The organism is Seongchinamella unica, from assembly GCF_004354085.1.
Classification (GTDB): domain Bacteria; phylum Pseudomonadota; class Gammaproteobacteria; order Pseudomonadales; family Halieaceae; genus Halioglobus; species Halioglobus unicus.
Genome location: NZ_SMSE01000004.1, coordinates 59,282 through 78,282, shown reverse-complemented (window position 1 = coordinate 78,282; position 19,001 = coordinate 59,282). Strand labels below are relative to the sequence as shown.

Here is a 19,001-nt window from a genome sequence, read left to right as displayed (position 1 = left end):
CATGAATCTTGACGGTAAATGGGCTGTTGTCACCGGTGCCGGCGGTGGTATTGGCGGGGCAATGGCCTTCAGTCTCGCCAGCGCGGGAGCCCGACTTGTACTGGTGGGTCGCAACAGTTCGCGACTGGAAGCGTTGTGTGCGTCGCTACCGGGCACCGGACATCGTACTGTCGTCGCGGATCTGGTCACCGACGCTGGGCGTGACAGTGTGGTTGCCGCCTGCGGCACGGGGCCTGACCTGCTGGTGAACAATGCCGGAGTCAATCATTTTGGCCTGCTGGAACAGCAAAGCGAGCAGCAATTACGGCAAATGATCGATGTCAACCTGATGGCGCCGATACTGTTGACCCAGGCACTGTTGCCGCAACTGCGAGCCAGCAAGGGTTGCGTAGTGAATGTGGGCTCCGGGTTCGGCAGTATCGGTTTTGCCGGTTATTGCGGTTACAGCGCCAGCAAATTTGCCCTGCGGGGTTTTACCGAAGCTCTCAGGCGAGAGCTGGCGGACAGCGGCATTCGCGTCCAGTATCTGGCCCCGAGGGCCGTGGCGACGGACATGAACCCTCCTGAAGTGGTTGCGATGAACAAGGAACTCGGTAACACCACGGACTCACCGGAGCTGGTTGCCAGCGAGCTGATGGCCTTATTGGCATCCGGCAAGCCCGTCCGCCAGATCGGTGCACCGGAGCGTTTTTTCGCCAGGCTTAACAGTCTGTTCCCGGGAATAGTGGACTCGGCGCTCGGCAGGAATTTGCCAATTATCAAGCGTCGGGCAATGGCCGCCGCTGGCCGGGCAGGCTAGAATTGGCCCATGCGTATACTGCTGGTAGAAGATGACGACTCGCTCGCGGTCGGCCTGGTAAAAGGGCTTGGCAAGGAGGGGTTCACGGTCGACCATGTCGCCAGCGGAAAGATGGCATTGGCCGCGCTACGGGCGGAGCCGCCGGACATGGTTGTGCTCGATCTGGGGCTGCCCGATATGGACGGTCTGGATGTGCTTTCCCGCTTGCGGGAAGACGGCCTGCGCACGCCGGTACTGGTGTTGACGGCGCGCGACCAGCTGGACGACCGTATCGCCGGCCTCGACAGCGGCGCCGATGACTACCTGGCAAAACCTTTTGACATGCAGGAGCTTGCCGCCCGCTTGCGGGTTTTCGAGCGCAGGCTGTCCACCGCTTCTGCCACCAGTGTTATTCGCATCGGTGATGTTGAACTCGATACTGCCGCACATTCGGTCAAGGTGACCGGCCAGGTCGTGGAGATACCGCGACGCGAATATATGCTGCTCAAGACGCTGATGGAAAGTTCCGGAAAAGTGCTGACCCGCGAGGCCCTCGAGACGCGTCTTTACAGTTGGGGGGAGGAGGTTGCCAGTAACGCGCTGGAGGTCCATATCCACCACCTGCGTAAAAAACTGCCGGATAAAATGATCAAAACCGTGAGGGGTATTGGCTACACTGTGCCATCGGCATGAACTCAATTCGCACCTATCTGGTCATCATGTTGATGGCCGCCTTCTCCCTGGTTTCGTTCCTGGCAGCACTTAATGGTTACCTCTCCAGTATGGCCGAGGCTGAAAAGATGCTGGACACCCAGCTGGCCGAGGCCAGTGACCTGCTCATGCTGAGTTGGTCTGGCGAAGCGGCGGAGCCGTCCCCCAACTCGTCTTCCGATATTCTGGTTTTCCAGGTCTGGCGCGATGGTGATCTCTTGTCGGCATCACCCGGTGCGCCGGTGGCGCCCATCGGTGACTTCAGTGAAGGCTATCGCTACGGCAATTTTTCCGGCTATCGCTGGCTGAGCTATACCCGCCTGGCGGGCGATGGCACCGCTTACATGGTGGCGGAGCGTGCCGATCTGCGGCACACCGTCGCCGAAAAGGTGGTTCTGGAGTCGGTTGTCCCCCTGCTGCTGTGGTTGCCCGTATCGGCGGTGCTGGTGTGGTTGCTGGTCGGTTGGGGGTTGCGGCCCTTGCACGAGCTCAGCAGGCAGATTAACACCCGGCGTAGTGATGATCTGGCTCCGGTGACTCTGGACAACCCCCCGGTAGAACTGCTGCGACTGATCGACTCGACCAATTCCCTGCTGGCGCGCTTGTCTGCCGCCTTCGAACGGGAAAAACACTTCGCCGCCCATGCCGCGCATGAACTGCGAACCCCTCTGAGCGTGCTGAAAGTCCACCTGCATAACCTCGCCGAGGAATTGCCCGCCGACGAGCCGGCGTTGATCCACGCCAACGCCGGCGTCGAGCGGATGCACCATCTGGTCGAGCAGGTACTTGACCTCAGCCGTACCAACCCGGAGTTGATTGTTGCCAATTTCCAGGATGTGGACCTGCACTCACTTGCCCAGCGCATTACCGCCGAAGCCTGGCCGCAGTTTGCAGAGAAAAACCTGGGCCTGTCACTGGAGGGCGACGAGGCCATACTCAGGGGAGACCCGGCATTGCTGGAAACCCTGCTCGGCAATCTCCTCGACAACGCCAGAAAATATACGCCCGCTGGCGGTGAGGTTAGGGTGGTAGTAGAACGGCGCCCCAACGCTGTGCGCTTGCTGGTTGAGGACTCGGGTCCCGGAATACCCACTGGCGCCCGGGAGCGGGTCTTTGAGCGTTTTTACCGCTCGGTGAGCGAGGAGGGCAATGGCGTTGTGGGAGCCGGCCTCGGTCTGGCGATCGTCAGGCACATAGTAGAGGTGCACAAGGCACGCATCGAACTGGGGGAGAGTGATCTCGGAGGGCTGGCCGTGCGCATAGACCTGCCCCTGGCGGATAACCGCGGATGAAGGGTAAACAGTACGCCCTGCTGGGTTTGTTCCTGGTATCGACCCTGGCGGCCGCGAAAACACCGGTAGTCGAACTGGAAATCCGTAACCACCTTTTTCACCCGGAGGAAGTTCGGATACCGGCCAATACCAAGGTCAAGCTGATTGTCTACAACCGGGACGCAACGCCCGAGGAGTTCGAGAGCTACGAGCTCAATCGCGAAAAGGTGATTATGGGTGGCCGTAAGGCCAATATTTTCATCGGCCCCCTGAAGCCCGGGGTTTATCCGTTTTTTGGTGAATTCAATCCCAAAACCGCCCAGGGCAGGGTGGTGGCAGAGTGAGAACCGAGCGTGCTGATTAATTCCGTGATCCTGGTCCTGCGGGAGGTGCTGGAAGCCGCCATCGTGGTCAGCGTGCTGTTGGCTGTGTCGCGCAATCTGCGCCTGTCGACCCGGTGGCTTCTGGCATCCCTGCCGGTTACCGCGATCTTCATCCTGTTATTCTCATCCAACCTCGATGCGATCACTGATGCATTTGACGGCGCCGGCCAGGAAGTCGTCAGCGCCGGGCTGCAGATAGCCGTCTTTGCAGGCATAGTCGGCGTGGTCTTTATCACCGAGCTACAGCGATCCGGGCACGTGGGTAGCTTGCGTCCGTTGCCACTGTTGATGGCGATCACGGTGATCTGCGCCATGATCAGGGAGGGCTCGGAGATCCTGATTTATATCACCGCATTCGCCGCCTCCGGGGAAAACGGTGCGGCAGTATTCGCCGGCAGTGCGATCGGTGGGGGTATCGGCATCAGCCTAGGGGTATTGATGTTCGCCGCCTTGCGGGCCGTTTCCGCCGAGCTTTCCGCCAGGCTTTGTGTTTTCCTCATGGCGCTGATTGGGGCGGGTATGGTGATGCAGTCTACCATGCTGCTCGAACAGGTAGACTGGCTCCAGCCGGGACGGGAATTGTGGGATAGCTCTGCCCTGATCAGTGAGCAGTCCATATCCGGACAGTTGCTCTACGCCGTGTTTGGCTACGAGGCATCGCCCGGACTCGTCCAGGTACTGCTCTATGCCATCAGTGTCGTCCTGGTGGCATTGGCCTGGGTCCTGCCGCACCATTTTGCGGGAGTGCGCGATGCACATTGAATACGGCCGATTCCTGTTTATCCTCTGTTTGCTTCCGGCTGCCGCCCGCGGTGATGGCTCATCCATCGACAAGGTTTATCACCCCTATGTGGAGCAACTGGAGTGGGAGTTGGAGTGGCGGCTGACCCACGCCGACGAAAATCCCCTCACGGGCACCAAGGGTGAGCAAAAGCACCGCTTTGGCCTGGGTCGTGCGGTGTCGGAGTTTGTATTCATTGAAGGCTACCTTATCGCCGAGGATAGCGCGGGCGAAAATTTTGATCTTGCGGCCTATGAATTCGATTTTCTGTGGCAGTTGTCCGAACAGGGCGAGTACTCGCTGGACTATGGCCTGCTGCTTGAACTCGAAAAAACCCACAACGAGGATGTGTGGGAATTCTCCACCACGCTCCTGTTGGAGCGTGAGTTTGGGCGTTTCAGTGGTACCGCCAATCTGGGCGTAGAGTACGAGTGGGGTGAGGGCATTCAGGACGAAGTGGAAACCTCGCTGGCCTTGCAGACCCGCTACCGGTATTCCCCGAGGCTGGAGCCGGCAGTGGAACTCTACACCGGCGAGGACACCCTGGGCGTCGGGCCAGTCCTGCTCGGAATGGAGAGACTGGGTCCGATGAAGGCACTGCGCTGGGAAGCCGGGGCCATTTTCGGGCTGGACAGTGATACTGCAGACTATACCCTCCGGGCCGTCCTGGAATATGAATTCTAGCGCTTAAGTTTTCCCTAAGGTTACCGGGTTAGAGTTCAAGTCCGGATCGGGCTTTATCGAGGTCACCTGTTGTCTGTTCAATCAAAATCATTCTACGGCGCATTCAAATCCTGCGTGATTTTCTTTCTCGCTGTGCTGGCGGTCGCTACATGCAGCCGGCTTGTGCTTTCCGGCCTGTACTGGGACCGCTTGTCATCCACCGGCATGCCGTGGTCCGTTTTTCTACAGGGCCTGCGCTTCGACATAATCCTGGCCAGCGCACTCACCGTGGTCCCCGCGGCACTGGTACCGTGGATGTCCGGCAGTGCCCGGGCGATGCGGGTTGTCAATGTATATTTCCTGGTGTGCTTCGCCCTGGTGCTGTTTATGGAGGCGGCTTCGCCTACCTTCATTGCCGAGTATGACGCGCGCCCCAATAGGCTGTTTATTGAATACCTGCGCTATCCAAAGGAAGTGTTCAGCATGCTCTGGGTCGGGTATCGTATCCAGGTTGCGGTGGGCCTGATGGTCGTGGGACTGGCCACCGTGGTTTTCCGCCGCTTGATGCTGGCGACAGATTCCGTTGCGGTTAACCGCGGCATCCCGGTGAAACTGGCATTGTCCCTGGTGATCCTGTTGGCCGGCGTGGTCGGGATCAGGTCGAGTTTCGGGCATCGGCCGGCCAATCCCAGCGTCGTCGCTTTCTCCAATGATATGCTGGTCAATGACCTGGCGCTGAATTCCAGCTATAGCCTTGCCTATGCCGTCTATAGCAACCAACGCCATGAGCGTGGCGTTAAGGCGTATGGCAGAAAACCCTGGGACTCCGTGGTAAGGGAAGTGCGGCAGTCAATGCATCTTGACCAGCAGGCGTTCATTTCCGCCGAATTGCCGACACTGCATGTCTCGGACTGGGTCCAGCCGAGGCCACATCACCCCAATATCGTTATCATTCTCGAGGAGAGCCTGGGGGCGGAGTATGTCGGCTCCCTCGGTGGAATCGGGGTAACTCCCCGACTCGACGCCCTGACGACAGAGGGCATCTGGTTTGAACAACTGTATGCGACCGGTACCCGCTCGGTGCGAGGCATTGAAGCAGTGATCACCGGGTTTACGCCCACCCCTGCCAGGAGCGTTGTCAAACTGCCCAAATCCCAGACCGGCTTTTTTACCCTTGCCCAGTTGCTGCATAAGTACGACTATGACACGAGCTTTATCTACGGGGGCGAGGCGCACTTCGACAATATGCGCCAGTTTTTTATGGGTAACGGCTTCGACCGGGTGGTGGAGCAGAAAGATTACCCGTCACCTGAGTTCGTCGCCTCCTGGGGAGTCAGTGACGAGGACCTGTTCAAAAGAGCCCATGCTGAATTTGCAGCCATGGCTCGGCAGGGCCAACCTTTCTTCAGCCTGGTATTTACCTCGTCCAACCATTCCCCCTTTGAATTCCCGGACGACAGGATTGAATTGCACGAACAACCGAAAGCGTCGGTGAATAACGCCGTCAAATACGCCGATTTTGCCCTGGGCCGGTATTTCGATCAGGCGAAAGCGTCCAACTACTGGGAGGACACCATTTTTCTTGTGGTTGCCGACCACAACTCAAGGGTGCGTGGCGCCGACCGGGTGCCCGTTGAGTCTTTCCATATTCCCGCCCTGATTCTGGGTGGCGCAATCGAGCCGCGGATAATCAGCCGGCAGGCCAGCCAGATCGACCTCCTGCCGACCCTGTTGCATATCGCCGGCATTGCTTCGCCTCACCCTGCCATTGGCCAGGACCTGTTGCGTCCGGATATCGACCAGATCCCCGGCAGGGCGATCATGCAGTACGGCGGTGTGCAGGCCTACATGGAGGGCGAGAGAATCGTCATTCTCGCTCCGGAACAGGCAGCGCAGATGTTCGGTTACCGCAAAGCTGATGGCTATGTAGACCCGGAATTTATCGATGAGGCCCTGATCGACCGGGTACTGGCACAATCAATCTGGAGCGTCGAAGCCTACCAGCAATCCCTGTACCGATTACCTTCCGGCTAGCCAAGCCCCGTATATTTGGCATATTTGGGGTCAGAGTAAAAACTCCTGGCCAGCGGGCAGCCACGTGACTGCGGCGGCAGCGGGAGAGTTTTTACTCTGACCCCAAATAGAGAAGATGTCTCGCCAGCGGCCTGGGTTTTCGTCGACCTGCGACTGTTCGGGGATCTGGGTCAGGTGGGCTGTCGCTGGTTATGGGCATTGATCGGGTTGAAGGTCCGCTGCGTATGATTGCTTGAACACCGGTTGGGCAGTACAAACTTCCAACTCTCGGCAAACGCCGACATCGCCGCCCTGGTGGCAGCACGTGAGGAATGCGTCAGCCGTGTCGTGGCCGCCATGTAGCGGGGAAGACCGCTGCTGCCTAGTGAGGGCGGTGCCCGGGTCATTCCATCGTGTTAGTCTGCCTTCGCTGCGAGGCTGCTGCTATGTTCCACCAGTAAGGTATAGAATCGACAGATGATCGCTCTCGTTCCCATTGCTGCCGCCATTGCCGCATTTCTCGCCTACCTGGGCTTCAGGCGTTGGCACGACTGGCATGTGCATATGCGCCCGTTCCCCGCGCCCTGGCTGTCGGTGCTGGAGTCGGGGCTCCCTGTGTATTCCTCGCTAACGCTAGAGCAGCAGTCCCGGCTGCAGGACATGGTGAAGTTTTTTATCGATCGCAAAAAATACTACGGCTGCGGCGGCCTGGTCGTGACCGACGAAATGCGGGTGATGATCGCCGCTGAAGCGTGCCTGCTGGTGCTCAACCAGGGCGGAGCGCTGTACCCGAGGCTCAGGTCGATACTGGTTTATCCCACCGCTTTTCGGGTCGATCGGGAGCAGCGTCAGGCGGATGGCACCGTGGCAGAGGGCGGGCACAACCTCCTCGGGGAGTCATGGAACGATGGTCGGGTGATTCTCTCCTGGGACGACGTCACCCGGGGGGTGGCAGACTTCTCGGATGGGCACAACGTGGTCCTGCATGAATTTGCCCACCAGCTTGACGCCGAGTCCGGCTCGACCAATGGCGCTCCGCCACTGCGCCGCAACAGTTATCGCGCCTGGGCGAGGATCTTCAGCGAGAATTATGAGGACCTGGAACTCCGCAGCCTGCGGGGTCTGGACACCGTTATGGACGAGTACGGTGCCACCAACCCCGCTGAATTCTTTGCCGTGGCGACGGAGACATTTTTCGAAAAACCCCGCCAGCTGCACAAAAAACGACCAGAATTGTACGCCGAGCTGCAGCAATACTACCAGTTGGACCCCAGGGAATGGATTTGATGACCTGATCGGCAAATTTGGGGTCAGAGTAAAAACTCCAGTTGGGACCTGGCTCGGCTATCAGGGGGCGCGAGGTTTTTACTCTGACCCCAAATCTGCGTAGCTGCCAACGCCCGGATCTGGCTCCAGTCTATCCACAATCATCGAACATGTTTACAATGCCAGCCGCTTGATCCCGGAACGACCGATTTTTACCCGGGAACCAGGCCGGCCGGCGGCCGATATTTGCAGAGTACCAGAAACAACGGGAAGTCCATCATGAGTGAAGTCAGTACCAGTGCCAGCAATTCGATCATCCTCAGGCTGCGTATCCAGAACCTGCCGGGTATTCTGGCGCGGGTTGTCGCCGAGATCGGCAAGGCCGGTGGCAATATCGGCGCGATCGACATTGTTCACTACGAACAGGACCGTATCGTCCGTGACGTCACCGTGGAGACTACGGGCGCTGAGCATGTGGAACAGATTGCAGCCAGCCTGGAGAACCTCGACGGTATCGAAGTGATGCACGTGTCCGACCGGGTTTTCGTCATGCACCTGGGCGGCAAGATTGAGGTGACCAGCAAAGCCCCGCTCAAATCCCGGGATGATCTTTCCATGGCCTATACGCCGGGTGTGGCGCGGGTCTGCCAGGCTATCCATGAAGACCCCTCCAAGGCCCACAACCTGACCATCAAGAAAAACACAGTTGCCATCGTCAGCGACGGCACAGCCGTTCTGGGGCTGGGCGACATCGGGCCGGAAGCGGCCATGCCGGTCATGGAAGGCAAAGCCATGCTGTTCAAGGAGTTTGGCGAGGTGGACGGCTTTCCGATCTGCCTGGACACCACCGATCCGGAAGAAATCATCCGCACCGTGAAGGCCATCGCTCCCGGCTTTGGCGGCATTAATCTTGAAGACATTTCCGCTCCCCGCTGTTTTGAGATTGAACAGCGACTGATCAAGGAATTGGATATCCCCGTGTTCCATGACGACCAGCATGGTACTGCGGTGGTGATGATCGCCGGGCTGATCAACGCCCTGAAAGTGGTCAACAAGGCGCCGGAGGACATTAAGGCCGTGGTGGCGGGTGTTGGCGCTGCCGGCACCGCCTGCTCCCGGATGATGCTGGACCTGGGGATTAAAAACATTATCGGCCTGGACCGGGCCGGGATAATCCACAGTGGTCGTAGCGACCTGAACTCGGCCAAGCAGGCCTATTGCGAGATAACCAACCCGGACAATATTTCCGGGGGTATGGACGAGGCCATCGCCGGTGCCGACCTGTTTGTGGGACTGTCCGGTCCCGGTATCCTCTCGGTCGAACAGGTGCAGACCATGGCGGACAATGCGATTGTATTTGCCATGAGCAACCCGGTCCCCGAGATCCTGCCGGAACTGGCCTGGCCCCACGTGGCGGTCATGGCCACTGGCAGAAGTGATTACCCCAACCAGCTTAACAATGTACTGTGTTTCCCCGGCCTGTTCCGTGGCGCACTGGATGCCCGCGCCACCGATATCACCGAGGAAATGAAGATGGCTGCTGCCCGGGCGATCGCCGAAACCATCCCCGAGGATCAGGTATCGGCTGATTACATCATTCCCAGTGTATTCGACAAAAGCGTTGCCCCCAACGTAGCGGAAGCCGTGAAAAAGGCGTTTTACGACGCCCTCTAGAAAAATTTGGGGTCAGAGTAAAAACTCCTCTGCTAATCGCCCCTTGCCGCAGGACGAGTTTTTACTCTGACCCCAAATTTCAAGCCCAACTGTTGCAGATTCGAGGGAGAGAATAATGACACTGAAAGTCACCCCGACGGATTCACCCTGTGGCGCGGTTGTGACCGGCATCGACATTGCCCGGTCACTGACTGCTGACCTTGTTGCTGAACTGCGCGCCCACTGGCTGGAGCACAAGGTTCTGGTTTTTCCAGACCAGAAGATGAGTAACACCGATCTGGAACGATTCTCCCGCTACTTTGGCGAACCGGGCGAAGATCCGTTTTTTGGCCACATCGACGGGCATGAACACATCTGTGCGATCCAGCGGCTGGCGGACGAGACCGCGCCGGTCTTTGCCGAGATTTTTCATTCCGATTGGAGCTTTATGGATGTGCCGCCTGCAGGCACGGTCCTGTATGGGATTACCATCCCCCCGGTCGGCGGGGATACCCTGTTCGCCGACCAGGTCGCCGCCTATGAGCAATTGCCCGAGCAGTTGCGGGAGAGGGTCGAGGGACTCACCGCCATACATTCGGCGGAACTGGGCTACGCCCCTGACGGGGTCTATGGCTTCAGCGAAGAGAACAAAACCCGCAGCATGAAGATTCTGCCCAGCGAGAAAGCCCGTGAGAAGCGGCAGCATCCCCTGGTCATCACCCACCGCGAGACCGGAAAGAAGGCACTGTTTTCCTCCCTGGCCTACATCCAGGGTTTTGTGGGCATGAATCGGGAGGAGGCCGGGGAACTGCTGGTTGAACTGTATGCACACCAATCACGGGATGAGTTTGTTTACCGCCACAAGTGGCAGCAAGACATGCTCGTGATGTGGGACAACCGCTCATTGCTGCATTCTGCCACCGGGGGCTATGACGGCTACGACCGGCTCCTGCACCGCATGACTATTGCAGATACCCACGGCAGGTGAACACTCCGCGTTACTGACAGGACCAGCCCACCGGCTGCCGGGGAAGTCCGGTAGCTTTTAGCGACCGAGGTTACGGTCGCGCGGTATACACCGTTCCCTAATCACTCGATCGTCTCGAAGTAGCCCAGAATGCGCAGGGCGGAAAGCTTGCTCCCTTCAATATCCATCGCGTCACCGGCCAACGCAGTGGCGGGATTCTGCATGCCGGCGGCGATGGCCTTCCAGGTCGCCTCGCTGGTGTTGATGGTGGCGACCACATCCTCGTCGATGCCGGCGTCGACCCTGGCGACGCCGCGCCGCACCCGCAGGGTGAACTGCTTGCCGCTGTCGCGGAAGTTGTAGCCCAGGGCCACATCCTGCTGCAGCGTTTCTTCAGCTTGCAGCAGGGTGGGCATGGCGTGGAGGAAGTTTTCTATCGGCAGGGTGGCGAGGAAGCCCTCGCTGATCTGGGGCCTGAATGCCGGATTCAAGCCATCCGCGACTTCGCGGGCGACCGTGAAGTAGTAGTTGCGCGCGTTGGGATTCGCCTCGCTTTCCCCCAATTCGCGCAGGGCGCTGACGCGCAGGTCGCGAACGGCAGTATCGTTCGCTGACAACGCCATCAGGTGGTCGCTCAGCGTCAGTGCCCACTGGGCATCACCCGAATCCAGCGCGGATTGTGCCTGCTCCAGCAGGGCGCCGGTGCCACCGGCCAGTGCCGCCATTCGCTCGGCCTGTTTGCCCCGGGGCAAGGGCTGCAACTCGCTGGGGTTGCCACTGAACCAGCCGAGATACCCGTCGAATATCGAGCGTACCGACCAGCTGACCTTGCCGTAGAATTCCTGCAGCCACGGATGCGCGGCGAGGTGATCGGGTAGCTGTACTCTTTCCACTATCTGGTCGGGTGTGAGTCCCTGGTTCATATAGCGCAGGGTCTGGTCGTGAACGAAGTTGATGGCATCGCTGTAATCGGCCAGCAGCTCACTGATGCTGTCCCGACCCTGTAACGGGCGGCCATGGCTAGGCACCAGGTACTCGGCACCCAGGGCGCTAATTCTGTCCAGTGTTCTGGCCCACTGCTTGACGTCACGGTAGGCGGTGCCGCGGATGGTATAGAGGTTGGGGAAGGCCTGGTAGATATTGTCACCGGAGAGTACGACCTTCTGGTCGGGCAGCCACACAAACAGCTGGTCCGAGGTCTCACCCGGGGCGTGTACCAGTTCGATCCGCAGGCCCGCAATGTTGGTCGACAGGCGGTCTTTAAAAGTGTGTGTTGGCGCCAGGGCAAACACCTCGCTGTCCGGCCCGAGACCCAGGCCCGGGCCAATACCGTCGTTGATGAACTCGCCCGGGGGGAGGTGATTGCCGAACATGCGCATGGAGCGCAGGGAAATGATTGGCCCAATCTGGTTTACCACTCGATTGATGTAGTAGCTGGTTGTTTCATGAGCGTAAACCGGTATATCACGGCCACCGGCAAAAGTAGCTGCCCCGAACACATGGTCGGTATGGTTGTGGGTGTAGACGATGGCCTTTACCGGCTTGTCGGTGAGTTGCCGGAATGCCGCCAACACCGAGCGCGCTTCCTCGGTTGTTTCCATGGTGTCGACAATCACTATGCCGTCGTCCCCTTCGAGCATAATGGCGTTGGCGAGGCCAAAGCCGATGGCAACATAAACACCATCGGTCACTTTTACCACGCCCTTACGGAAGAGTTCTCCGTGCGCCCTGAGCGCTTCCGGCGCCAACTGCGTTGCCGGTGGACTGGCCTGTTCCGCGCCACAGGCAGTCAATAGTGCGACGATCAGTAACAGTGGGTAGCGCATGGGTTTTCCTGGTCTTTTCCCGGGTTTGTCCCGGACATTGAGCCATATCCAGAGGTGATTTTCATGCTTATACGACCTGCCCCCGTGTCGCTGAGCAGGCCATCCACGCAGTGGCGACATTGTTGTTATACACTAAAGTCAGTCATCAGCGATGAAAGGACCGTGATCCATGCCCTCGCCCCTGAACCCCATGGAGTGGGCCTCCCTGGCCCTGCTGATCCTGATCTCTGCCTTTTACAAGGTGACGTGGAGCTTGAGACAGTGCGACTTTGCCGCCGTGGTCATGGGGAGCGCGCCGCAACCGACAGAGGAACTGACCCCTGGGCAGGTACAAGCCTTTACCTGGCGAACCAGGGGAAAGTGCGTTCGGGGCCTGATACGCCACTGTAATTAATACCTGGAACTGCGCTCCTCATCTGGCGGGCGCTCTCCGGGCGATTCAATCAACCATGCAAGGAACCAAAAAATGTCGACTTACCTGGAATCCCTGTTCAGCCTCTCGGGCAAAACTGCCCTGGTCACCGGCGGCGCCAAGGGCATCGGGCGGATGATGTCGGAAAGCCTGCTGCAGGCCGGTGCGCGTGTCTGTATTTCTTCGCGTTCCGTGGAAGACTGTGAAAAAGCGGCGCAGGAAATGTCGGCGCTGGGGGAGTGCAGGGCGTTTCCCCATGACCTTTCGGGGCTGCAAGGCATAGCGGCGCTGGTGGCGGATATCGAACAGGCGGGTGGGGGCCTGGATATCCTGGTCAATAACTCCGGTGCAACCTGGGGAGCACCGCTGGATGACTTTCCCGAGTCCGGCTGGGACAAGGTCATGGACCTGAACGTCAAGAGTCCCTTCTTCCTGGTACAGAAATTACTGCCCCTGCTCAGAGCGGCGGGCAGCGGGAGTGATCCTGCCCGGGTGGTAAATATCAGTTCTATCGCGGCGCTGATTTCCAACAGCCAAAGCGCCTACTCCTATATGGCCAGCAAAGCGGCGATAACGCACCTGAACAGGGGGCTGGCCATGGACCTGGCCAAAGACAATATCAGCGTCAATGCCATTGCCCCCGGTTTCTTCCCCAGCAAGATGACTCGCCATATGAGCAGCGAGGAAGGAAGGGAGATGATGTGTTCACTCACCCCGCTGGGGCGCATCGGTGAGCCCGATGATATTGGCGGGCTGATTATTTACCTCTGCAGTCGGGCGGGCGCTTTTGTGACCGGGAGCGTCATTCCCCTGGGCGGTGGCATGGATCTTGGTGGCGGCTACCAGGCCCGGGGGTGATCGATGATATTATCGGTATCCGGCCGGGGTGAAAAACGCATGGGAAGCGGAAACTTATGGCGCAACTGCTGACGGAGGGCTCTATCGGTCTCGCCATCGCACTGTTCCTGGTCGCCGGCTGCGTCATTGGCTACTTCGGTATCCGCATGACCTACCTGGCCCGGGAGTTGGCGGTGGCAACCGGTCTCGGCGAGGCCTTCATGGGGGCGGTCTTTATCGGCGCTACCACGTCCCTGTCGGGTATTATCGCCTCAGCCACGGCGGCCTGGCAGGGCCAGGCGGGCCTGGCGGTCAGCAACTCCCTCGGGGGTATCGCCGCGCAGACCCTGTTCCTGGTGCTCGCCGACCTGTTGTACCGGAAAGCCAACCTCGAATTCGCCGCCGCTTCGGTGGAAAACATGATGATGTCGGTACAGTTGATGCTGCTGCTCTGCATTCTGCTCGTTGCCTTCAATCTCCCTGACGTCAGCCTGTTTTCCGTCCACCCGGCTTCCCTTGTGCTGGTGATCGCCTACCTGTATACCCTCAAGTTGCTGGTAGACACCCACGAAAGGCCCATGTGGCTGCCGCGCATGACGCCAGGCACGGTCCGGGAACCCAAAGAGCAGGGTAGTCGCGGCCTGCACCGGGATCTGTCGCAGCTGGTGCTGCGCTTCGCCTTGTGTGCGGCTGCCGTGGGTATTGCCGGCTGGGTTATCGCCAGTTGCGGGATTGTGCTTGTTGAGCGGACCGGGCTTTCCGCCGGCATCATGGGTGGCGTATTCATCGCGGTAACCACTTCGCTGCCGGAACTGGTGGTGGCGGTCACTGCCATCCGCATGGGGGCATTAACCCTCGCCGTCGGCGATATCGTCGGTGGAAACGCCTTCGATACGCTGTTTGTAGCGGTCTCCGACTTTTTCTACCGGGAAGGTTCGATCTTCCTCGCCATCGATACCACGGAGCGTGTCTGGCTGGGCAGCGCAATGCTGATGAATACCGTATTGCTCATGGGACTGATGTACCGGGAGCGGCGGGGAATCGGCAATATCGGAATGGAGAGCGTGCTGATTCTGCTGGTTTATATCGGTACCGTGCTGTTTCTTGGCAGTCAGGCGCTGGCGGGTTAAACCAGCGGCGGCGCATGCCTTCAGCTGGGCCTGGTGGGAGGCGCCAGCATTCACACTGCATCCCGGTTGATTGGCCAGCAGCCAGGATATTGCCAGTTCCAGCAGGGTATGGCCTTGCGCGCGGGCATTAGCCTGCGAGAGCGCGTTGCTCGCAAGCAGTCGGGGTCTGCGGGAAACGGTTGTCACCGCAGACGCAGTGCGGCGTGGTGTATATTACGTTTAATCTCTGCCCTGGGTGATTATCAGTATGGAAACCGGAACACTCGTTGCCCTTGCCTTGTACTTTTTGCTGATGCTCGGCATCGGCCTGTTTACCTTCAGGGCCGCATCGGTGAATACCTCCGGGTATTTACTGGGCGGGCGGCAGCTCGGTCCGGCGGTCACCGCGCTCTCTGCCGGCGCCTCGGACATGAGTGGCTGGATGGTGATGGGGCTACCCGGCGCGCTGTACCTGACCGGCCTGGCGAATGTCTGGATTGCGGTTGGCCTGGTTGTCGGAGCCTATTGCAATTACCTTGTCGTCGCTCCTCGACTGCGCGTCTACACGGAACTGGCCGGGGATTCCATTACCCTGCCGGAATTTTTCGAAAACCGCTTCGAGGACAGAACGAGATTACTCAGGGTCGTCAGTTCACTGGTGATTATCGTCTTCTTTACGGTATACACCTCCTCCGGCGCCGTCGCTGGCGGCAAGCTGTTTGAGTCATCCTTTGGGCTTAGCTATGAGTTGGGTCTGTATGTAACCATCGGTGTGGTGGTGCTTTACACCCTGTTTGGGGGCTTCCTCGCGGTGAGCCTGACCGACTTTGTCCAGGGCTGCATCATGTTTACGGCGCTGGTAATGGTGCCAGTGGCTATCCTCTATGACTTTGGTGGCTTTCAGAACCTGGGCGAGGCTATCGACCAACTCAGTCCCTCACACCTGGACCTGTTTGCGGGTACCACGGCGCTTGGCATCGTATCCTCCCTCGCCTGGGGCCTGGGTTATTTCGGCCAGCCCCACATTATCGTTCGCTTCATGGCCATTCGGTCGATCGGGGATATCAGGATCGCCCGGCGGATAGGTATGAGCTGGATGATTGTTGCCCTCGCGGGTGCAATGGCAACCGGGTTGTTCGGTTATGCCTATGTCGCCAGAGCAGGTATCGCTATGGGTGACCCGGAGACCATTTTTATTGTGCTCTCCCAGGTACTGTTTCATCCGCTGATCGGTGGTTTTATGCTGGCGGCTATTCTGGCGGCGATAATGAGCACCGTGTCCTCACAACTGCTGGTGACATCGAGTTCCCTGACCGAGGATGTGTACAAGATCTTTGTCGATGGCGACGCCGACCAGAAGCTGATGGTGCGGGTGAGCCGCGTCTGTGTTCTGATGGTGGCGCTTATCGCCATCGCCCTGGCCAGCAACACCGACAGCTCAATCCTGACTATTGTCGCCAACGCCTGGGCCGGATTTGGCGCGGCCTTCGGCCCGCTGATCTTGCTGGCACTCCACTGGCGACGAATGACTTTCGCCGGGGCGCTCGCCGGTATTGTGGTGGGTGCTGGCACGGTTCTGATCTGGGTTTATTCGCCACTGACTATCAGCGGTGAGCCCCTTTCCAGTGTGGTTTACGAAATTGTCCCGGGCGTGCTGTTGAGCACCGTGGCGATCATTGGCGTGAGCCTGGCTGGAAAAGCCCCCCCACAATCCGTGCGGGCCACTTTTGACCAGCTGCCTGGCGCCTGAAGGCGGGACCGACTGGCGCCAGCCGGGTCAGCTCAGCCGACTCCAATGTTCGATGCGCGCAGGCCTGCGGTGCCCGGGAGTTCACGCCGGCTACCGGCTTGTTGTGAGTGGACAACGCCCGCCGCTCGCAGTAGTATCCGCTCGTACATGCCGGCTTACGGGCGAATAATAAGACTATGAGCAGTGAAGTTCATCTGGTGCGCAGCGAGGTCCTGGCGGGCTTCGATGACCTTGTGCGGGAACTGGGTGCTTCCCCGGACCCCTTTTATCGGCGGGTGGGCCTGAGCTCAAAGCTGCTGGCAAACCCGGATCACCTGGTGCCCTGCGAAAGTGCCTGCGAACTGCTGGACATCGCCGCCAGGCATCTGCGCCGCCCGGACTTCGGGCTGATGATGGGCGAAAAAAGAAAACTCTATCAAATCGGCGTGCTGTGGCCCCTGGTGGCCCATTCCCCTGATGTCGGAGAGGCGATAAAGGCGGCGGTAAAACACTTGCACCTGCATAATCGCGGCATGTCCTGGCAGCTGGATGTGGAGGGCGATAGCGCCTGGCTCACCCGGACTGACAGGGTCGCCACCGAAGTACCCACCTTCCAGTGGGGGGTCTACAGTACCTGCTCCGTGGTCGGCGTGTTGAAAGCGCTTTGTGGCAAGCACTGGCGGCCGTCATCCGTCGGGTTTATCCATCCTACGCCGGAGAGCCACCATCTCTACAATCGGTTCTTTGGGGTTGAAGTTGCCTTCAATCGGGAATTTAACTCCATCGTATTTCCTGCGTCTGACCTGTCGGGGGAAATATCGGATCACAACAGTAGCCTGTACGAACAGATAAGCAGGCAGGTGCAGGCACTGGAGGACGAGTACGAGCGCCAGGAAGATTTTTGTTCGCGAATGAAAGAGCTGATCGAGCAGCGCATGCACACCCCGGCCTGTACCCAAAGTGCGATAGCGGAGGTGTTGTCCATGCACCCGAAGGCACTGCAACGGGCGCTGAACGCCCACGGCGCTACCTTTCGCGAGTTAAAGGCAGAGGTGCGACTGGATATGGCAGAGCGCTATCTGAAGGATTCTGAAATCCCGCTGACAACGATTGCCGACATTCTGGGATTCAGTGAATTGAGCTGCTTTTCCCATGCCTTCAAGACCCGTCACCGCGTCTCGCCGGCAGTGTGGCGGGAGAGGGTGAAACCCGGAAACGCGTGAGAGCAGTCTCTCCGCGTCCCGGGTTACCGGGGTAAGCTGCTGCGGTTAGCTGGCGAGGCCGCCCTTTTCCAGGCAGTACAGGGCTTCCATCAGGTAGAAGTCGCCCCAGATCAACTCGTTTCTGTGCGCAACCTGTTTTCTGCCGTTCATGCAGCCGTCCAGGAGCATGCCTGCCGGGCGTTCATCCTGGTCATCCACGGGTGTCAGGCGCTTGCACAGGCTGTCCAGCATGGGCTCGAGGCGCTCCGTGAAGGGTTTGGCTTCCTCGGGTAAGGGGTCCAGTACCGCAAGGCGCGCCAGGGCCGAACAGACGATGGCAGAAGATGATGAATCCAGCGGCGCATCCGGGTCCGGGTCATTGAAATCCCAGGGCGGAATGTCGGCACCGACCCGGTCCCACCAGTAGTCAAACAGTTTGCCTGCCACTTCCAGGTAGTGGGTGTTGCGGGTGTGCTCGTAGCCCCACAGGTTGCCGGCGATGGCCCAGGCCTGGCCGCGGGTCCAGCAGGAGTCGTCCGCGTAACCGAGCAGGGTGGGAATCTCGGTAATCAGTTCACCGGTCTCCCAGTTGAACATGATATTCTCGATGGTAGAGCCGTCCTCGCGAATAAAGTGCTCTTCCAGCACCTTGAGCATGCGCTCGGCCCCAATCCGGAAGGTATCGTCACCGGTTTGCTTCCAGGCCCACCAGTCCAGGATAAGGGGAGGGTGAACGTTATCAACACAAATGGTGTTGCGTGACAGGGCGCCCTTGGCCACTTCATCGGAAAATTCGACGGCACCCAGTACCTGGCACTGGGTGCCTACCGGCATGGCGCCATTGCCCTTGTTGGCGCTGGAGCGCAGGGCCCAGGCCGCTGCCAGTGCCAGCGTGCGCATGTGCTCGTCGCCGGTTGCCGCGTGCAGTCGCGCGGCGGAATAGGCGAAGCGGTGACCGCGGAACATGTCATCCAGTTCCAGTTTGTAGCGAATGCTTTCGGTGCGGCTGAAGGCCTCTTCGAGCAACTCGGGGCGGTCCAGAAGCTCACCGGTCATACGCAGCATGTCAACCCAGTGACCGTCGACCCAGTCACCGGTCTCTACCGTATTCCACTTGCCCGTTTCAGGGTCTGCGTTGTGTGCCCAGGCGTCGCCTATTTGTTCGCGGGTGCTAAGAACGCGCTGGCACAGCAGCTCTAGTGCTTTTTCTCGATTGGCCATGATGCTTCTCCGTTATTAAGTTGGCAGGGCATAATCTTACCCGTCTTTGCCTGTTTCGCTTGTTTTGACAGGACAGGGTTGTAAAAAACTGTCACCATCGGCAGGTCGACCGATATCAAGCGACACCCTCGTCAATGGCTGATTATAGGCGGTTAACGATGGTAGTCTGCACCTAACCC

Annotated in this window: 17 protein-coding genes; 15 read left to right on the top strand and 2 right to left on the bottom strand. The window is 59.2% G+C overall.

Annotation, left to right across the window (positions count from 1 at the left end):
* Window position 1 precedes the first annotated feature (1 nt).
* The 10 genes from E2F43_RS15970 to E2F43_RS15925 all read left to right on the top strand — a co-directional run bounded on the left by E2F43_RS15970 (window position 2) and on the right by E2F43_RS15925 (window position 10,507).
* Window positions 2-799, top strand: a complete 798-nt coding sequence (locus E2F43_RS15970; RefSeq protein ID WP_133214522.1) for an SDR family oxidoreductase — start codon at window positions 2-4, stop codon at window positions 797-799.
* A 9-nt stretch (window positions 800-808) separates the two neighbouring features.
* On the top strand, window positions 809-1,471 hold the full coding sequence (locus E2F43_RS15965; RefSeq protein ID WP_133214520.1) for a response regulator: 663 nt from the start codon (window positions 809-811) through the stop codon (window positions 1,469-1,471).
* Window positions 1,468-2,781 (top strand): ATP-binding protein, encoded by a 1,314-nt coding sequence (locus E2F43_RS15960; protein ID WP_133214518.1) that lies wholly within the window; start codon window positions 1,468-1,470, stop codon window positions 2,779-2,781. Before E2F43_RS15965 ends, E2F43_RS15960 begins: the two co-directional genes overlap by 4 nt.
* Window positions 2,778-3,104 (top strand): cupredoxin domain-containing protein, encoded by a 327-nt coding sequence (locus E2F43_RS15955; protein ID WP_133214516.1) that lies wholly within the window; start codon window positions 2,778-2,780, stop codon window positions 3,102-3,104. Before E2F43_RS15960 ends, E2F43_RS15955 begins: the two co-directional genes overlap by 4 nt.
* Before the next feature lie 9 nt (window positions 3,105-3,113).
* Complete coding sequence (locus E2F43_RS15950) at window positions 3,114-3,905, top strand: FTR1 family protein (RefSeq protein ID WP_133214514.1); 792 nt, start codon at window positions 3,114-3,116, stop codon at window positions 3,903-3,905.
* Window positions 3,895-4,608: a hypothetical protein gene (locus tag E2F43_RS15945; protein WP_133214512.1), complete on the top strand. Its 714-nt coding sequence runs from the start codon at window positions 3,895-3,897 to the stop codon at window positions 4,606-4,608. The genes E2F43_RS15950 and E2F43_RS15945 overlap by 11 nt, the downstream gene beginning before the upstream one ends.
* Window positions 4,609-4,677: 69 nt before the next feature.
* Window positions 4,678-6,621 carry an LTA synthase family protein gene (locus E2F43_RS15940; protein WP_133214510.1) on the top strand — a complete coding sequence of 648 codons (1,944 nt, stop codon included), beginning with the start codon at window positions 4,678-4,680 and terminating at the stop codon, window positions 6,619-6,621.
* A gap of 456 nt (window positions 6,622-7,077) precedes the next feature.
* The gene (locus E2F43_RS15935) at window positions 7,078-7,887 is read left to right on the top strand and encodes a M90 family metallopeptidase (RefSeq protein WP_133214508.1); all 810 of its coding nucleotides are present in this window, start codon (window positions 7,078-7,080) and stop codon (window positions 7,885-7,887) included.
* 258 nt (window positions 7,888-8,145) lie between these two features.
* Window positions 8,146-9,540 (top strand): NAD-dependent malic enzyme, encoded by a 1,395-nt coding sequence (locus E2F43_RS15930; RefSeq protein WP_133214506.1) that lies wholly within the window; start codon window positions 8,146-8,148, stop codon window positions 9,538-9,540.
* A gap of 115 nt (window positions 9,541-9,655) precedes the next feature.
* Window positions 9,656-10,507, top strand: a complete 852-nt coding sequence (locus E2F43_RS15925) for a TauD/TfdA dioxygenase family protein (protein ID WP_133214504.1) — start codon at window positions 9,656-9,658, stop codon at window positions 10,505-10,507.
* Window positions 10,508-10,608: 101 nt separating this feature from the next.
* Here E2F43_RS15925 and E2F43_RS15920 read toward each other — a convergent pair whose 3' ends face one another.
* On the bottom strand, window positions 10,609-12,312 hold the full coding sequence (locus E2F43_RS15920; protein ID WP_133214502.1) for an alkyl sulfatase dimerization domain-containing protein: 1,704 nt from the start codon (window positions 12,310-12,312) through the stop codon (window positions 10,609-10,611).
* Window positions 12,313-12,481: 169 nt separating this feature from the next.
* On the opposite strand from E2F43_RS15920, the gene E2F43_RS15915 reads away from it, so the two are divergent.
* The 5 genes from E2F43_RS15915 to E2F43_RS15895 all read left to right on the top strand — a co-directional run bounded on the left by E2F43_RS15915 (window position 12,482) and on the right by E2F43_RS15895 (window position 17,622).
* Window positions 12,482-12,706, top strand: a complete 225-nt coding sequence (locus E2F43_RS15915) for a DUF599 family protein (protein ID WP_133214500.1) — start codon at window positions 12,482-12,484, stop codon at window positions 12,704-12,706.
* A gap of 72 nt (window positions 12,707-12,778) precedes the next feature.
* A complete protein-coding gene (locus tag E2F43_RS15910) occupies window positions 12,779-13,582 on the top strand; it encodes an SDR family oxidoreductase (RefSeq protein WP_133214498.1) in 804 nt (267 codons plus the stop codon).
* 56 nt (window positions 13,583-13,638) lie between these two features.
* Entirely contained in the window at window positions 13,639-14,691 is a 1,053-nt protein-coding gene (locus E2F43_RS15905; protein ID WP_133214496.1) for a sodium:calcium antiporter, read from the top strand.
* 247 nt (window positions 14,692-14,938) lie between these two features.
* A complete protein-coding gene (gene putP / locus E2F43_RS15900) occupies window positions 14,939-16,420 on the top strand; it encodes a sodium/proline symporter PutP (RefSeq protein WP_133214494.1) in 1,482 nt (493 codons plus the stop codon).
* Between the two features lie 176 nt (window positions 16,421-16,596).
* Window positions 16,597-17,622: an AraC family transcriptional regulator gene (locus E2F43_RS15895; protein ID WP_133214492.1), complete on the top strand. Its 1,026-nt coding sequence runs from the start codon at window positions 16,597-16,599 to the stop codon at window positions 17,620-17,622.
* A gap of 45 nt (window positions 17,623-17,667) precedes the next feature.
* Here E2F43_RS15895 and E2F43_RS15890 read toward each other — a convergent pair whose 3' ends face one another.
* Window positions 17,668-18,822: a hypothetical protein gene (locus E2F43_RS15890; RefSeq protein WP_133214490.1), complete on the bottom strand. Its 1,155-nt coding sequence runs from the start codon at window positions 18,820-18,822 to the stop codon at window positions 17,668-17,670.
* Between the last annotated feature and the right edge of the window lie 179 nt (window positions 18,823-19,001).

What these genes read in the sequence shown, in the direction of transcription:
- E2F43_RS15970 (WP_133214522.1), top strand. Translation starts at nt 2, where the DNA reads ATGAATCTTGACGGTAAATGGGCTGTTGTCACCGGTGCCGGCGGTGGT.
- E2F43_RS15965 (WP_133214520.1), top strand. Translation starts at nt 809, where the DNA reads ATGCGTATACTGCTGGTAGAAGATGACGACTCGCTCGCGGTCGGCCTG.
- E2F43_RS15960 (WP_133214518.1), top strand. Translation starts at nt 1,468, where the DNA reads ATGAACTCAATTCGCACCTATCTGGTCATCATGTTGATGGCCGCCTTC.
- E2F43_RS15955 (WP_133214516.1), top strand. Translation starts at nt 2,778, where the DNA reads ATGAAGGGTAAACAGTACGCCCTGCTGGGTTTGTTCCTGGTATCGACC.
- E2F43_RS15945 (WP_133214512.1), top strand. Translation starts at nt 3,895, where the DNA reads ATGCACATTGAATACGGCCGATTCCTGTTTATCCTCTGTTTGCTTCCG.
- E2F43_RS15935 (WP_133214508.1), top strand. Translation starts at nt 7,078, where the DNA reads ATGATCGCTCTCGTTCCCATTGCTGCCGCCATTGCCGCATTTCTCGCC.
- E2F43_RS15930 (WP_133214506.1), top strand. Translation starts at nt 8,146, where the DNA reads ATGAGTGAAGTCAGTACCAGTGCCAGCAATTCGATCATCCTCAGGCTG.
- E2F43_RS15925 (WP_133214504.1), top strand. Translation starts at nt 9,656, where the DNA reads ATGACACTGAAAGTCACCCCGACGGATTCACCCTGTGGCGCGGTTGTG.
- E2F43_RS15920 (WP_133214502.1), bottom strand. Translation starts at nt 12,312, where the DNA reads ATGCGCTACCCACTGTTACTGATCGTCGCACTATTGACTGCCTGTGGC.
- E2F43_RS15915 (WP_133214500.1), top strand. Translation starts at nt 12,482, where the DNA reads ATGCCCTCGCCCCTGAACCCCATGGAGTGGGCCTCCCTGGCCCTGCTG.
- E2F43_RS15910 (WP_133214498.1), top strand. Translation starts at nt 12,779, where the DNA reads ATGTCGACTTACCTGGAATCCCTGTTCAGCCTCTCGGGCAAAACTGCC.
- E2F43_RS15905 (WP_133214496.1), top strand. Translation starts at nt 13,639, where the DNA reads ATGGCGCAACTGCTGACGGAGGGCTCTATCGGTCTCGCCATCGCACTG.
- putP (WP_133214494.1), top strand. Translation starts at nt 14,939, where the DNA reads ATGGAAACCGGAACACTCGTTGCCCTTGCCTTGTACTTTTTGCTGATG.
- E2F43_RS15895 (WP_133214492.1), top strand. Translation starts at nt 16,597, where the DNA reads ATGAGCAGTGAAGTTCATCTGGTGCGCAGCGAGGTCCTGGCGGGCTTC.
- E2F43_RS15890 (WP_133214490.1), bottom strand. Translation starts at nt 18,822, where the DNA reads ATGGCCAATCGAGAAAAAGCACTAGAGCTGCTGTGCCAGCGCGTTCTT.